The organism is Vibrio sp. SSH13-20 (genome assembly GCF_040104475.1).
In the GTDB taxonomy this organism is placed as follows: Bacteria; Pseudomonadota; Gammaproteobacteria; order Enterobacterales; family Vibrionaceae; genus Vibrio; species Vibrio harveyi.
Genome location: NZ_JBECOU010000001.1, coordinates 968386 through 983466, shown reverse-complemented (window position 1 = coordinate 983466; position 15081 = coordinate 968386). Strand labels below are relative to the sequence as shown.

General features: G+C 44.7%; 12 protein-coding genes and 7 tRNA genes. 15 read left to right on the top strand and 4 right to left on the bottom strand.

The window, feature by feature from the left end; translation table 11 throughout:
- Positions 1 to 36 precede the first annotated feature (36 nt).
- The 5 genes from ABMY42_RS04375 (at position 37) to ABMY42_RS04355 (ending at position 2601) form a co-directional block, all read left to right on the top strand.
- Positions 37 to 123: transfer RNA gene (locus tag ABMY42_RS04375), tRNA-Leu, on the top strand.
- Positions 124 to 220: 97 nt separating this feature from the next.
- Positions 221 to 296: transfer RNA gene (locus tag ABMY42_RS04370), tRNA-Gly, on the top strand.
- A 5-nt stretch (positions 297 to 301) separates the two neighbouring features.
- Positions 302 to 375: transfer RNA gene (locus ABMY42_RS04365), tRNA-Cys, on the top strand.
- A 319-nt stretch (positions 376 to 694) separates the two neighbouring features.
- A complete protein-coding gene (amyS, locus tag ABMY42_RS04360; RefSeq protein ID WP_005446966.1) occupies positions 695 to 2218 on the top strand; it encodes an alpha-amylase in 1524 nt (507 codons plus the stop codon).
- A 137-nt stretch (positions 2219 to 2355) separates the two neighbouring features.
- The gene (locus tag ABMY42_RS04355; RefSeq protein ID WP_005446964.1) at positions 2356 to 2601 is read left to right on the top strand and encodes a hypothetical protein; all 246 of its coding nucleotides are present in this window, start codon (positions 2356 to 2358) and stop codon (positions 2599 to 2601) included.
- 82 nt (positions 2602 to 2683) lie between these two features.
- On the opposite strand, the gene ABMY42_RS04350 is transcribed toward ABMY42_RS04355, so the two are convergent.
- From ABMY42_RS04350 to ABMY42_RS04340, 3 genes are all read right to left on the bottom strand, one after another.
- Positions 2684 to 3472: a lipase gene (locus ABMY42_RS04350; RefSeq protein WP_050908946.1), complete on the bottom strand. Its 789-nt coding sequence runs from the start codon at positions 3470 to 3472 to the stop codon at positions 2684 to 2686.
- 171 nt (positions 3473 to 3643) lie between these two features.
- Positions 3644 to 4705 carry a hypothetical protein gene (locus ABMY42_RS04345; RefSeq protein WP_349266029.1) on the bottom strand — a complete coding sequence of 354 codons (1062 nt, stop codon included), beginning with the start codon at positions 4703 to 4705 and terminating at the stop codon, positions 3644 to 3646.
- A gap of 86 nt (positions 4706 to 4791) precedes the next feature.
- Positions 4792 to 5838, bottom strand: coding sequence for a hypothetical protein (locus tag ABMY42_RS04340; protein ID WP_026138207.1), 1047 nt, complete (start codon positions 5836 to 5838; stop codon positions 4792 to 4794).
- Between the two features lie 497 nt (positions 5839 to 6335).
- Here ABMY42_RS04340 and ABMY42_RS04335 point away from each other — a divergent pair.
- The 10 genes from ABMY42_RS04335 (at position 6336) to cobA (ending at position 14573) form a co-directional block, all read left to right on the top strand.
- A tRNA-Leu gene (locus ABMY42_RS04335) sits at positions 6336 to 6422 on the top strand.
- A 97-nt stretch (positions 6423 to 6519) separates the two neighbouring features.
- Positions 6520 to 6595 (top strand) — tRNA-Gly (locus ABMY42_RS04330).
- Positions 6596 to 6600: 5 nt separating this feature from the next.
- Positions 6601 to 6674: transfer RNA gene (locus tag ABMY42_RS04325), tRNA-Cys, on the top strand.
- Between the two features lie 167 nt (positions 6675 to 6841).
- Positions 6842 to 6915: transfer RNA gene (locus ABMY42_RS04320), tRNA-Cys, on the top strand.
- 352 nt (positions 6916 to 7267) lie between these two features.
- Positions 7268 to 7753 (top strand): hypothetical protein, encoded by a 486-nt coding sequence (locus ABMY42_RS04315; protein ID WP_009696661.1) that lies wholly within the window; start codon positions 7268 to 7270, stop codon positions 7751 to 7753.
- A gap of 126 nt (positions 7754 to 7879) precedes the next feature.
- Entirely contained in the window at positions 7880 to 9232 is a 1353-nt protein-coding gene (locus ABMY42_RS04310; RefSeq protein ID WP_274877893.1) for a diguanylate cyclase, read from the top strand.
- A 352-nt stretch (positions 9233 to 9584) separates the two neighbouring features.
- Complete coding sequence (gene nirB / locus ABMY42_RS04305; protein WP_009705342.1) at positions 9585 to 12149, top strand: nitrite reductase large subunit NirB; 2565 nt, start codon at positions 9585 to 9587, stop codon at positions 12147 to 12149.
- A 13-nt stretch (positions 12150 to 12162) separates the two neighbouring features.
- Positions 12163 to 12486: a nitrite reductase small subunit NirD gene (gene nirD, locus ABMY42_RS04300; protein ID WP_005387969.1), complete on the top strand. Its 324-nt coding sequence runs from the start codon at positions 12163 to 12165 to the stop codon at positions 12484 to 12486.
- Between the two features lie 183 nt (positions 12487 to 12669).
- Positions 12670 to 13518 carry a formate/nitrite transporter family protein gene (locus tag ABMY42_RS04295; protein WP_005446948.1) on the top strand — a complete coding sequence of 283 codons (849 nt, stop codon included), beginning with the start codon at positions 12670 to 12672 and terminating at the stop codon, positions 13516 to 13518.
- 296 nt (positions 13519 to 13814) lie between these two features.
- Entirely contained in the window at positions 13815 to 14573 is a 759-nt protein-coding gene (gene cobA / locus ABMY42_RS04290) for a uroporphyrinogen-III C-methyltransferase (RefSeq protein ID WP_009696658.1), read from the top strand.
- Between the two features lie 21 nt (positions 14574 to 14594).
- Here the strand turns inward: cobA and ABMY42_RS04285 are convergent, their stop codons facing one another.
- Positions 14595 to 15035, bottom strand: coding sequence for a DUF4174 domain-containing protein (locus ABMY42_RS04285; RefSeq protein WP_050907307.1), 441 nt, complete (start codon positions 15033 to 15035; stop codon positions 14595 to 14597).
- Positions 15036 to 15081: the final 46 nt, after the last annotated feature.

Here is a 15081-nt window from a genome sequence, read left to right as displayed (position 1 = left end):
CAGAGCAGGTGGTGTTACCATCGCATTGATTGCGTTGCCCTGGTGGTGGAATTGGTAGACACAAGGGATTTAAAATCCCTCGACGTTCGCGTTGTGCCGGTTCAAGTCCGGCCCGGGGCACCATCCGAAAATTGAGTGGGTGAATTTAATATCCCGCCGTCGAGTTGACCGGCCGAGTGTCGGACCATCAATTCCGGCTCGGGGCACCATCTCAAATTATGCGACACTAGCTCAGTTGGTAGAGCGCAACCTTGCCAAGGTTGAGGTCACGAGTTCGAACCTCGTGTGTCGCTCCAGTTGAGGCGCCTTGGCAGAGTGGCTATGCAGCGGATTGCAAATCCGTGGACCTCGGTTCGACTCCGGGAGGCGCCTCCATTATTTTCGAAAGCTCGTCATCATGACGGGCTTTTTTCGTTTTAAAGCATGATAATTCATCGCTTAAGTCTCAATTTCGCTACGCTTTTTGGTTATCTCCTCCCTGATTATTTGATCGTGATTCAATAATTGCGCTCAATTAGTTATTGGTTTTATAAATGTTACACAACTCAATAATTGTAGAGGGTGATTGGTGATAATTTCTCCACGATTGTAGTCCGAACTTTTTGTTGTACAACAGACGGTTAGTTGGATCTCTTCTAGTCGTCATGTTGGCTCTCTAAGTTCGAACTTCGTTCTAAAACGTGAGAGAAAAATAATGAAAACATTCAACCTTAAACCCACACTTTTACCTTTAACTTTGCTGCTGAGTTCGCCGGTATTGGCGGCACAAAATGGAACTATGATGCAGTATTTCCATTGGTATGTGCCAAATGACGGCGCACTCTGGACACAAGTTGAAAACAATGCGCCAGCACTATCCGACAACGGTTTTACAGCGCTGTGGTTGCCACCAGCATATAAAGGCGCAGGTGGTAGCAACGACGTTGGTTACGGTGTTTACGATATGTATGACTTAGGGGAGTTTGATCAAAAAGGATCGGTACGAACTAAGTACGGCACCAAAGACCAATATCTAAATGCCATCAAAGCAGCACACAAAAACAATATCCAAATTTATGGTGACGTAGTGTTCAACCATCGTGGCGGTGCAGATGGCAAGTCGTGGGTCGATACCAAGCGTGTGGATTGGAATAACCGCAATATTGAACTTGGCGATAAATGGATTGAAGCATGGGTTGAATTTAGCTTCCCAGGACGTAACGATAAATACTCAGACTTCCATTGGACGTGGTATCACTTTGATGGCGTCGATTGGGATGACGCAGGTAAAGAGAAAGCGATCTTTAAATTCAAAGGTGATGGTAAAGCATGGGATTGGGAAGTCAGTTCTGAAAAAGGCAACTATGACTACCTCATGTACGCAGACTTAGACATGGATCACCCAGAAGTGAAGCAAGAGCTGAAAGATTGGGGTGAATGGTACTTAAACATGACGGGTGTTGATGGCTTCCGAATGGATGCAGTGAAACACATCAAATATCAGTACCTACAAGAGTGGATCGATTACTTGCGTAAGAAAACGGGTAAAGAGCTCTTTACCGTTGGTGAGTACTGGAACTACGACGTGAACAATCTGCACAACTTTATCACTAAGACTTCTGGCAGCATGTCATTGTTTGATGCTCCGTTACATATGAACTTCTATAACGCTTCACGCTCGGGTGGCAACTTTGATATGCGCCGAATCATGGATGGCACCTTGATGAAAGACAACCCAGTGAAAGCAGTAACACTGGTTGAGAACCATGATACGCAACCACTACAGGCCTTAGAGTCTCCGGTGGATTGGTGGTTCAAACCACTTGCGTACGCGTTCATTTTGCTTCGTGAGGAAGGTTATCCGTCAGTCTTCTACGCAGATTACTACGGTGCGCAATACAGCGATAAAGGGCATGATATCAACATGGTGAAAGTGCCTTACATTGAGCAATTGGTGAAAGCACGTAAAGATTATGCTTATGGTAAACAACATTCTTACCTTGACCACTGGGATGTGATTGGTTGGACACGAGAAGGGGATGCGGAACATCCGAACTCTATGGCGGTTATCATGAGTGATGGTCCTGGCGGAACAAAGTGGATGTACACAGGTTCACCGAGCACACGTTATGTCGATAAACTAGGTATTCGTACCGAAGAAGTATGGACTAACGCTAGTGGATGGGCGGAATTCCCAGTGAACGGCGGATCGGTTTCTGTTTGGGTTGGCGTTAAATAATCTCGACTGCAGAGTTGCAGGTGTGACCAATTTCGAAAATAGCATGCATTTAATCAATGTCTTATTTGATATTCATGAAACAAATGCGTAACTTTATTGTTGAGCATTATCAGTAGGCAGATTAAGGAAAGGAATCTATGCAGGAAGTTGCAACTATTGCGATTATATTCGGTGCAATATTCGGTGGTGGTATCGTTAAGTTGATTCTTAATCATCGCAAGGAAGTAAAAGCGCTCGAAATCTCTGAGCGTAAACTGATGAATCAAGAAGAGCGAGATGGTCTTAACAAACAAATAGACGACCTGAAACAGCGCGTCGAAGTATTAGAGCGCATCGTTACTGACAACAAATACCAACTTGATAAAGAAATTGCGTCTTTGTAATTCTAAACCAAGAACAAAGAGCCAGTTTAATACTGGCTCTTTTTGTATCTGTCGCTGAATCACACGAAAGCGAAGTAATGGATTAACGCTCATCAAAGAAGTCTTTGTTGCGAATGTACTTGCTCATTAAGTGATAGGAAAAAGGGCGGATCAACCAACTTACCAAAGAACGCCCAAGGCGCATTAACGTTGGCGTGTTCTCATAAATTCTTCCATTATAAAGCCACAACATTTTACCTACATGCCAATAAAGAAAAGGTACCGGAGGCATAAAAGTAACAATATCGATGTCGCAACAGATTCGATAGGTTTTGTGACTTAAACGATAGTGTTTCTTGAATGTCCAATTACCAATCGCTGGTTGACCAAATGTCACCACTCGTTTGATGCTTTTTGGGTACTTACGTTCGATATAGTCGGCAAACACGCTGCCAATTGCGCCGCCCGACGAATGTCCAGTAATGGTGATGCGCTTACCTTGTAGAATCAGAGGTACAATGGTGGCTTCTAGTCGTTCAATCACGCTCAAACCGAGACGATCTTCATTTCGAGAAGGTTGGCTTTCTTGAAACAACAGATGGTAGAAACCTGCATGGATGCGATAGTTAAGTCCTAATCGCTTGCAGCTACGAGTCCACATGGCAAAGTTCAGCAACCAATCGGTAATACTGTGCGAGCCTTTAATAACCACAACGACCTCAGTACGTTTTTTACTCCATAAAACACGGATCATGGTTTTGCCAAATTCGTTTTTAATGATCCGCTGCCCATTAGGGTCAAACCCATAGCGTGTCTGTTTAAAGACTCTGGGGTAGGCGAGATTACACAGCACGGCGTAGCGTTCGTATTGGTATCGTTTTAATGGCTTCACGTTTTTCTTCTTAGTCTTTGTCAATTTAAAACTCTAGACATGAAATATGAAAAACCGATGAAATGAGCAGGACTAAATTCAGGGTGAAATTTGATAAGTGAAGTGAAGGTTCTTTGTTTGTACTCAAGCGAGCTTAGCGCTTGAGTACGGACACATAAAGTGCGGACAAAGTTAGTTTGATGCTTGATGAAGAAACTCAAGTTGTTGTTTTTCTTTATCACTCATCTCATAAGGCTCATCAGAGAGAAGACCGGAATCAAACGCGCCGATTGGATATACTTCGCTTTCGCTTTGACCGTATTGCGCTTTTTCTCCCGGAAAGCCAGACATGCGTTCTATCATGATGTCACGCAGTTCATAATCCGTTTTGCCTTTTAAAAGGACTTTATGGAAAGCCTTAAGCTCAATGGTTTGCTCTCCTTCCGATAAACGCTGCTTGTGCACCAATGACGCAATCGCGGAGCCGTTCGATTGATACAGGTTCCCCCTTACTCGATAGATACCAGCTTTATCAATTTGTAACGTAATAGGAATGATCATATCAGTATTTTTTGGCGTGCCGCTGCCTACATTGACAATACTTGCGACAGAATGAAAGAGACGTAAATCAGTACTAATGACGTCTTCGCCTTGCTCAAAAGTGATATGTGCAACCAGCCTTAACTCTTCTGGCCAATCAAGTTTTGGGGATATACGCCAGCCGGTTTCTTCCATCGTAAAAGTGGCGAGTGTCTTTTGCTGCTCAATATCTTCGACATATAGTGACGCTGTCACTATATTGCTAGAGGATTTCAAATTGACTTCGATATCGTCTGGGAAGAAGTGGCGATACTTGGTTAAACTAAGTGTCGCTGTGTCTTTTCCATCTAATACGGGAACGGGCACTTCCTCAAAATGGTTCCAATCTAAATAAGGACTATTCTCTCCAAGGATGGGCTGGGAATATGAGGGGTATTGTAAAACTTGCTCGTGACGCACTGCGATTAACTCGAGATCTTGCGAAGAAGTAATATCCTCTATCAGCGGAGAATCGTCATACTCTACGTTGGCTGGCTCTGTTGTTACTTGCCTTGGCTTAACGATAGAAGAAGCTTGCTTATGTGGCATGAGATCTTGGGATATTTCAGTTTGAGTCGACGTTTCAGGTTCGTCGGAGGGGGATTTCAAAATAAAGAGTGTGACAGCACCGAGCGTTACGAACGCAACAAGGGCAATAAGTTTTTTGTTGTTCATATTCAATCTCTTGAATCATCCACTGTGGGTAAACAGAGCCAAACGATGTATTGCTTGGCTCCTATACGGATTTAAACTGAACTTAGTTATAATCCTGCAGCAATCTCAGACATTGTATCTTGTTGGGAACCTTGAACATAAATGTACTTACTGCCGAACCATCCATTTTGTTGATAGCTATCGACTTTGACTGAGTGACCGTCCGCGAGTGCAACAGAAGTGTTGCTAGACGTCACTTTCCCTTTGTGCTTTGAGCCAATCACTTCGCTGTGGCTGTAGCCATTTCCCATGATGAAAGGGTAATGGTTAGGCATCAAGCTTGTTACGCCTTTACTTTGTGAAGATACTTTACCGTCCATCGCTAAGTGAGTCGAACAACTGTCGAAACTGCCGGAGCTAGAAGAACCACAGGATGAGTGCGCGGCTACAACGCCATCGTCTTTGCCCGGTAAGAAACTTGCTGTTGCTTTAAAATAATCACTGCCATTGCCGACAAAACGAATGCGAGGAATTCGGTGATCAGGCAGCATCGCTATTTGGCGAGCATTTGAGACTTTAAGGTCGTTTAACACTCCAGTGTTGTTTTTGTTCGGAGTATCACCAAGCCAGAGCGAAATAGCATAGCGCATGGCACTGTTTGTCCAGCCGCCACCTTCCGTAATATTGATGACGATATCACCCAGCTCTGAGCCACCACCGGCACCTGCGAAGTCGAAGGTGGCAACGACGTTGAGGGGAGTAAGCCCTGCGTTAGTTAGCCAGTTCTCTTGGTTATCAAGGAGATACCTTGCGACAAGATCACCGGTAGAGTGGGTCACTAAGATACAACCCGGCTGGCATGTCCCATTTCTCGACAACTCTTGAAGCTTCGGCCAAACGTAATCACTGGTAATTTTACCTTCGACGCGCTCTTGCGAAGGCCAGTCAATCCGCGCATCGGCGTATTGCATCCAATAATCTTTCCAATAATCCGCTCCTTCTGTTTCAACTTGCGTTCGCGAAGGTTGAGTTTGCAATTGATCGGGTTGGAAACCGTGAATGAGGACTACTTTGTAATCCCCAATGGCAGCGTTGGAAACTCCGGAAAATGCCATCGCCACTGCGAGTGAGGCAACTTTTGTCATTTTATTCATGATGTTATTAACCTTTGAATGTTTAGACTTGCTAGTAATAGCAACGTTTAATAAGCAAAAAACAAACATCAAAACCACTTTTGCTCAATGGTATGATTAGCGCCATGAATAAATACTAACAACACATCGGATCAGTGAAATGTTAGCGAGGTACAAGAATGAAGATTTTTTTTGCTATAAATGAGAGCATTTGCCGAAGTGGTTTATAAAATTGTTGATAAATTCATTATTTTATCCTCTCGTTCTCGGGGACCACTATTCTGTTGAAGGGCATTCATGGAGAGTACGTTGAGAAAAAACATCATGTAAGAGTGATGGATTTGTACATGGAACGGTCGAATTGGGTGCGGAGTATTCGCCTGAGTCTGCTTTTTAACCGCATGAATAAAAAAGATAAAATTTATTGTTGACCTAAAATCTTAATCCGTTAAAGTACGCCTCGTTCTCACGGCGCAGGTCGTTAGAGCAGGTGGTGTTACCATCGCATTGATTGCGTTGCCCTGGTGGTGGAATTGGTAGACACAAGGGATTTAAAATCCCTCGACGTTCGCGTTGTGCCGGTTCAAGTCCGGCCCGGGGCACCATCCGAAAATTGAGTGGGTGAATTTAATATCCCGCCGTCGAGTTGACCGGCCGAGTGTCGGACCATCAATTCCGGCTCGGGGCACCACCTCAAATTATGCGACACTAGCTCAGTTGGTAGAGCGCAACCTTGCCAAGGTTGAGGTCACGAGTTCGAACCTCGTGTGTCGCTCCAGTTGAGGCGCCTTGGCAGAGTGGCTATGCAGCGGATTGCAAATCCGTGGACCTCGGTTCGATTCCGGGAGGCGCCTCCATTCAATAAAGTACCATTACATATCTATTGAATGTTTACTGTATAATTGCTGCTTATTAAAACGAAGGCGTTGAAGATAAACGACTCTATCTCGGTTTAGTAACGTGGTGATAATCGAAAGAGCAAACGCTCTTACGAACCTTTCAAAGTTTCAATACGAAACACTATGGCGCCTTGGCAGAGTGGCTATGCAGCGGATTGCAAATCCGTGGACCTCGGTTCGACTCCGGGAGGCGCCTCCATTCTCTTTCTTGTTTCAATTCAGACCTCTGACCAATCGGTCATGAGAATTCGCCTTTTCGTTGTGATTCTTCGATAAAAGTATCAATAACCTTTACATCTAACTCTTAATTCTATTTCACCCTGATTTTCGACTGGGCATAACTGCTCAATGATCCCAATTTGATCATTCAACTGTATTAACAGAACGTTGTTGTCTATAAACTATGTGCATTACTTAGGGCTAATTGATAGCATCATATATTAACACTTGTTAATATATGAAAGTGTTAGTCTTTTTGCTCAGGAAGAGCGTATTCGGTTTATGGAGAAACACACGTGTTAAGACAATTGAGCAGGCAAATCGTAGTCTTGATGATGAGCACTGCATCTTATACTGCTTTTGCAGCGTCAATGGCAAGTTACCCAGAAGGGTGGCAAGATTGGCCCGTTGTTAAAGAGTCACAAAACCTACCTGCAGATACTGTCCTGCCGCCAGATACTTCACTATTTATTCAAGAATCCGTAAGAGCCTACAGCTGGATCAACAATGGTCAGGGGTCACCACTTACTATCCGAGTGAATCCGAATAAAATAGAGCAATACAAAACTCACGGTCCGTATACAGATGGACCGACGGCGGTGGCGATTTCAGAAGTAGAAGGTATCGTGTGGGTGACAGAACATATTGGAGGTATGGCAATTTATGGCAGCTATGACCGTAAAGGAAAAGACATTAGCCATTCACATCCTTCATTGGCGCCTTCGTTTTGTCAAAGTTGCCATACTACTTATCAGGACATCTGTATAAACGGTACTTGCGCAGAGCCCGTTTTGGATGTGTACAAAGATAAGCAGTAGTCCAAAGTGAGTAATCGAGTTTTCGGTTGGTTGACGATAAACCAGATGCTTTTTTTATCGCATCTGGTCTTAGTGATTTCCATTATTTCTGGGTTGTCCTATACGCGCTTCCAAAGTGAATGGGATATGCGTATCGAACATGCAGTGATTATGGCGAAAACGCACCTGTCTTCACAAATGACGTTTCTCTCCGGCTCTATAGCGGGTCGTAATTACGCAAACTTGATGATGCCTTCGACCAAAGAGAACTTCAGAGCCATCGATGGTCTACTGTTTGTTGAGGTCTCCGGCACGTCAGATTACAAAGAACAAAAAGTGGCAGTTCGATATTTGGCACAATCCAATCAAGTGTGGCGAATTGATGTCAGCGATCAGGAGGTAAGGGCGCTCCAAGCGCAAAAGGGGAACCTTGAGCACATCTTGGCAGCGACGCCTGACACAGATGAAATTAAGCGTAATAAGCTCCAATACCTTATCAACAAAGCAAAGGTTGATTTAGAGGCACTACAAATCAGCAAGGGGCTCAATCAAGATACCAATCTGCCATGGACAAAAGATTATCTTCGACAAACCGACTTCTACTACGATGCCAATCTATCGGTGCTTCATGTTTGTCTGCCTTTAAGAAACGTAAACGGTGGCTACATTTGGGCGGTATTAGATGCAAGTAAACTCGACACTATCAAAACGACGCTAATTAAAGAGCTGCTTAATGAGGCGTTAATCGCTTCGTTAATCTCTATGGTGATGATATACATGGTCACCATGTGGATTGTTAGCCCACTCAAGCGTCTTTCAATGTCGATGAAAAAAGACATTGAAAAGATCGACCAATCGTATATTCCTGAAATTCAGCGATCGGATGAAATTGGTGACTTAGCTCGTTCATATTCCAGCTTGATTACGAAAATCAAAAACCAGTTGCGCGTTCTTCGTCAACAAACTGATACCGACGCCTTGACGGGATTAGGGTCGCGTTACTTGTATAAACGTACTGCACCACTGTTTGTTCAGCAAACGGTAGGTAGTATGAATTATGCCTGCTTCGTTTTGTGCGATATCGATAACTTTAAAAAGTTTAATGACACATACGGACATATCGAAGGGGATAACACGTTATGTGATGTTGCTGAACTCTTTCGCTCGTTTTTAGGTAAGGACCAACCGTCGTTTCGATTAGGCGGCGAGGAGTTTGCCTTGCTTGTTTACGGGAATACCTTAGATGTGCTTCAAGCAAAAGTAGAACATTTAAGACAAGCCGTAGAGGCTTTAGCCATTCCACATGCCAAAAATCTTCCATCACAAGTTGTGACCATTTCAGTAGGGGCTGTGCCTTTGACAAAAATAACGCCTTATCCGAGTGTGGATGCATGCGAGAAAGCACTCGAACAAGCCTTTGAGGTTGCGGATAAGAACTTATACCTAGCCAAAGATAAAGGACGCAACGTTGTGATTATGGACAAACCAATTGAAATATAATCAGCACAGCATAATGGTGTAAAAGAGTAGGGCTTACTCTGAGCTAGTTCTATCGCATCATAAAATGTTGAATTTTTTCAAACAAATTCAATACTGCTAAACCGTTTTCAACACGTACCAGCCAAATAGATTCATTTTATTTATGAAGAAATGTTAAGAGTTTATCTTCTCGGTGATGAATTACTACACAAAGATGTAGCAAATTTACCGTTAGACCCTTTTAAATCGAGGGTTTTAACCTATCTACCCCTTTAGGGTAGTTTGATTCCGTAATTGATTTACATCATGTATTAATTTTCTTTCACATTTAACAATGCGCTCAGTTATAAGAACCTAACCCTTAGGAAGTACAATGAGCAAGTTGAAGCTAGTAGTCATCGGTAACGGTATGGTAGGCCACCGTTATATCGAAGACTTAGTCGAGAAAGCTGATATGTCTAATATGGACATTACGGTTTTCTGTGAAGAACCTCGTGTCGCATACGACCGTGTGCACCTTTCCTCTTACTTTTCTCACCATACTGCAGATGAACTTTCTTTAGTGAAAGAAGGCTTCTACGAGAAACACGGCATTAACATGTTGATCGGTGAGCGTGCGATTAACATCAACCGTGAAAACCGCATTGTTTACTCAAGCACTGGTCGTGAAGTTCAATACGACAAGCTGATTCTTGCTACTGGCTCATTCCCATTTGTTCCACCTATCAAAGGTCACGAAAGCAAAGACTGTTTTGTTTACCGCACTATCGAAGATCTTAAAGCGATCGAAGCGTGTGCGAAGAAGAGCAAATCAGGTGTTGTTGTCGGTGGTGGTCTGCTAGGTCTTGAAGCAGCAGGTGCATTGAAAGCACTAGGTGTAGAAACGCACGTTGTTGAGTTCGCACCAAAGCTAATGGCTGAGCAACTTGATCTAGCTGGTGGTAACCAACTTCGTCAAAAGATCGAGCGCATGGGCGTGAACGTTCACACTAGCAAAAACACGCTTGAGATCGCGGCAGAAGGCACAAATGCACGCAACGTTATGCGTTTTGCTGACGGTTCAGAGCTAGAAACAGACTTCATCGTATTCTCCGCAGGTATTCGTCCACAAGACAAACTAGCGCGCCAAATGGAGCTAGAAGTGGCACCCCGTGGCGGTGTTGCTATCAACGACCATTGTCAGACTTCTGATGAGAACATCTACGCCATCGGTGAGTGTGCGTCTTGGAACGAAATGTTCTACGGCCTTGTTGCTCCTGGCTACAAGATGGCGACAGTTGCCGTTGATCACCTGCTAGGTAACACAGAAAGCAAATTCGAAGGCGCTGACATGTCTGCGAAGCTGAAACTTCTTGGTGTAAAAGTAGGTTCAATCGGTGACGCGAACGGTCGTACCGAAGGCTGTAAGAGTTACGTTTACCAAAACGAAGAGCAAGAAGTTTACAAACGTCTTATCGTTTCTGAAGACAACAAGAAACTGCTTGGCGCGGTTATGGTCGGTGACACCTCTGACTACGGCGACCTGCTTCAACTTATGTTGAACGAAATCGACCTACCAGAACACCCGGATGCGTTGATCCTTCCTGCACACGCAGGCGCTGAGAAACCGGCACTAGGTGCAGACGCTCTACCAGAAAGCGCAGTAATCTGTTCTTGTTTCGACGTGACCAAAGGCAAGATCGCACAAGCGGTTGCTGATGGTCACCACACATTGGGCGACATCAAAGCCGTGACTGGCGCAGGTACAGGCTGTGGCGGTTGTATTCCTCTAGTCACTTCTGTTCTAAATGCTGAGCTTGCTAAATCTGGTATCGAAGTGAAGAACGACGTGTGTGAGCACTTTGCATACTCACGCCAAGAATTATTCCACCTAATCCGCATTGAAGAGATCAAAACGTTTGATGAGCTTCTAGAAAAATACGGTAAAGGTTACGGCTGTGAAGTTTGTAAACCATTGGCTGGTTCTATCTTGGCTTCTTGTTGGGGTGAGCACATTCTTAAGCCACAACTGGTTAAGCTGCACGACACGAACGACAACTTCCTAGGTAACATCCAAAAAGACGGTACTTACTCTGTGATCCCACGTATGGCGGGTGGTGAAGTAACGCCTCAAGCACTGGGTGCGCTAGCGAACGTTGCTGCAGAATACAACCTATACACCAAAGTAACCGGTGCTCAACGTATTGGTCTGTTTGGTGCACAAAAAGACGATCTTCCAGAGATCTGGCGTAAGCTTATCGACGCTGGTTTCGAAACAGGTCAAGCGTACGCAAAAGCACTTCGTATGGCGAAGACCTGTGTTGGCTCAACGTGGTGTCGTTACGGTGTTCAAGACTCTGTTGGTCTAGGTTCTTACATCGAGAACCGTTACAAAGGCATTCGTACACCTCATAAGATGAAGTTCGGTGTCTCTGGCTGTACTCGTGAGTGTGCGGAAGCACAAGGTAAAGACCTTGGCATCATCGCGACTGACGCAGGTTGGAACATGTACGTATGTGGTAACGGTGGTATGAAGCCTCGTCACGCAGACCTACTTGCAAGTGACCTAGATAAAGAAACGCTAATCAAGTACATCGACCGCTTCATGATGTTCTACATCCGTACTGCTGCGCCACTACAACGCACATCAGTTTGGATGGAAAACATGGAAGGTGGCGTTGACTACCTACGCGAAGTGATTGTTAACGACAAACTTGGCATCAACGCGCAACTAGAAGCAGACGTAGCGAAGCTTGTAGACGAGTACGAGTGTGAGTGGACTGCGACCATCAACGACGAATCACAACTGACTCGTTTCGCGCACTTCATCAACTCTGACAAGCGCGATGATAACGTTGTGTTTGTACAAGAGCGTGAACAACACCGCCCAGCAACCTTCACGGAAAAACACCCTGAAGCGAAAGGCGACATCCTACACGTAGCGATCACTGAAGCATAAGGGAAGGTTGATTATGTCATTTGAAAAGATTTGCCAAATCAGCGACATCGTACCGGGCACGGGTGTTTGTGCACTGGTTGATGGTCAGCAAGTTGCGGTATTCCGCCCAACACAAGCAGAAGAAGTGCTGGCAATCAGCAACACAGACCCGTTCTTCCAATCAAACGTGCTTTCTCGCGGTTTGATCTGTGAGCACCAAGGCGAGCTTTGGGTGGCAAGCCCACTTAAAAAGCAGCGCTTTAACCTGACTACAGGTGCGTGCATGGAAGACGAGCGTTTTAGCGTGAAAGCGTACAAAACGCGCGTAACCAACGGCGAAGTAGAGATTTCTGCATAAGCTTGGTTTCCATTCCCTCCTCTAAGGGGGAGGGAATGAACCGAAATCTAGATTTAATAGGTAAAGGCTTTCCAGAATCATCTGCGGGGGACAGGGAAGCGAGATGTTACTGAGTTAACGGGAAGCCTTTCTCTATTCAATCTTTAATTTTTTAACTTTCACTTTTTGAATAAGGACACATTCATGTCTACTGATTTTAAGCCTGCAGAATTCGTTCAAACCATGATCAACGTGGGTGAAGCGAAAACCAACACCAGTACTCGCGATTTGCTACTCCGCGGTACAATGGCGGGTATCATCCTGTCGCTGGCGGTGGTTGTGGCTATTACGACTATCGTACAAACGGGCGTGGGCGTTGTGGGTGCGCTTGTCTTCCCAGTTGGTTTCGTGATTCTAAGTGTGATGGGTTACGACCTAGTAACAGGTGTTTTTGGTCTAGCTCCTCTAGCTAAATTTGCAAACCGTCCAGGTATCACTTGGGGTCGTATCTTCCGTTGTTGGGGTTTGGTTGGTTTGGGTAACCTAATCGGTTCTCTAATCGTTGCTTACCTAGTGGCTATCTCTCTAACAGGTAACTTCTCTCTAGAATTGAACGCAGTAGCGAAGAAATTCGTCGCTGTTTCTACAGCACGTAGTCTTGGTTTCGAAAACATGGGTATGGACGGATGGATCACGTGTTTCGTTCGCGGCATCTTCTGTAACCTAATGGTGTGTCTAGGCGTTATCGGCAACATGACAGCGCGTTCAGTATCTGGTCGCGTAGCAATGATGTGGTTCCCAATCTTCATCTTCTTCGCACTAGTATTTGAGCACACAGTGGTAAACATGTTCCTATTCCCACTAGGTATGATTCTAGGTGCTGATTTCGGTATTGCAACTTGGTTGAACTTCAACCTTATCCCAACCATCCTAGGTAACATCGTTGGTGGTCTAGTGATGACTTGTATTCCACTGTACCTAACTCACGCTAAAACTGCGCCTTCTATCAATGCTGAAGAAGAAGTAAAAGCACAGCCTGCAATGGCTAAGTAATTGAGGTTTATTACCAATATTAGGTAAAGAACAAGTCGGGACTCTCTTTGGGCTTGAACTGAGAGATTCCCGACTACGCTCCTTCGTCGCTTTCGGGAATGACTCATATAGGGGCAATTCAACAAATACTGCTCATCTAATGCGATAACAAGCAAAGCGAAAAGCCTGTCATTCCTTAGATGAAGGACTCCAGAGCAGGGAACATCGTTCCCATATACTAATAAGCTATTTGGCTATAAAAAGCGTTTCTTTGTCAGAGTCTCTCTTTATATCTAAATTTTTCAATAGGCGTTGATATGACAACTGTTAACTCATCTTTAAACAGCGGCTTTGTTTCTCTTGTTGGTGCAGGTCCGGGTGATCCAGATTTACTGACAGTAAAGGGCTTAAAAGCCATTCAAGCAGCCGAAGTTGTGGTGTATGACCGATTGGTGTCGAAAGACATTCTAGAATTGGCTCACGCATCAGCAGAGATGATCTACGTAGGTAAAAAGTTGGACTTTCACTGCGTGCCTCAAGATCAAATCAACCAAATCTTGGTGCAAAAAGCGCAAGAAGGTAAACGCGTTGTACGTCTAAAAGGCGGCGATTCATTTATCTTTGGTCGTGGCGGTGAAGAGCTAGAAGAGCTAGCAGAATTCGGCATCAAATACGAAGTGGTTCCGGGTATCACAGCTGCTGCGGGTGCAACGGCTTACGCAGGTATTCCATTAACGCATCGTGACCACGCGCAAAGCGTTCAGTTCATTACTGGCCACGTACAAAAAGATGGTCGTGAGATTGAATGGCACTCGCTAGCGCAGTCAAACAACACGCTTGTGTTCTATATGGGGTTGAAACAAAGCGGTCATATCATGGATAAGCTTATCACACATGGATTAGACCCAGAGATGTCATGCGCTATCATTGAAAACGGCACACGCACAGAGCAACGTGTATTCCAAGGTAAGCTGAACGAGCTATCTAATATGGCAGAACAAGCAGTGAGCCCTGCGTTGATTGTGGTTGGCAGCGTGACGCAATTGCACAGCAAGTTGGACTGGTTTGGAAAATAACTGAAGACTTAGTCTTAAGCATTAGATCGCGCAAGGATTGCGTTTCTGTTGCATCTCTCTTTTTCGCATTGGCATTTCATCGATCAAATCGTTGATGAACTGCCAATCAGTCTTCGCACCCCAGCGGTGTTTCTCTTCTCCGTCTTTACCCAAAAGAATCGCAGTGTGTTGACCTGCTTTGACTTCGTAGAGAGCAGCCAGCATTTTCAAATCGAACTCTTCTTTTAACCATGAAGGTTCAGTAAAACCGTCCTCTGCAATCACTAAAGTGATCACATCGCGGTCTTCCAATTCACATTCATTCATCAAAGCTTCGAGTAAAAACTGTTTTACGTGGTCGTCATTCGCAGGGGCAAAGTATAGGACACTGCGATGTGGCCAGTACTGTGAGTGTGCTGGATAACCAAACGCATTGCCTGATATGAGGCATGCAAGCAAAAGGGCTAACGTCGACTTGTTCATGGCTCCCTCCTTGAAACGCGAGACTTCGTTTATCACGTTATACGGT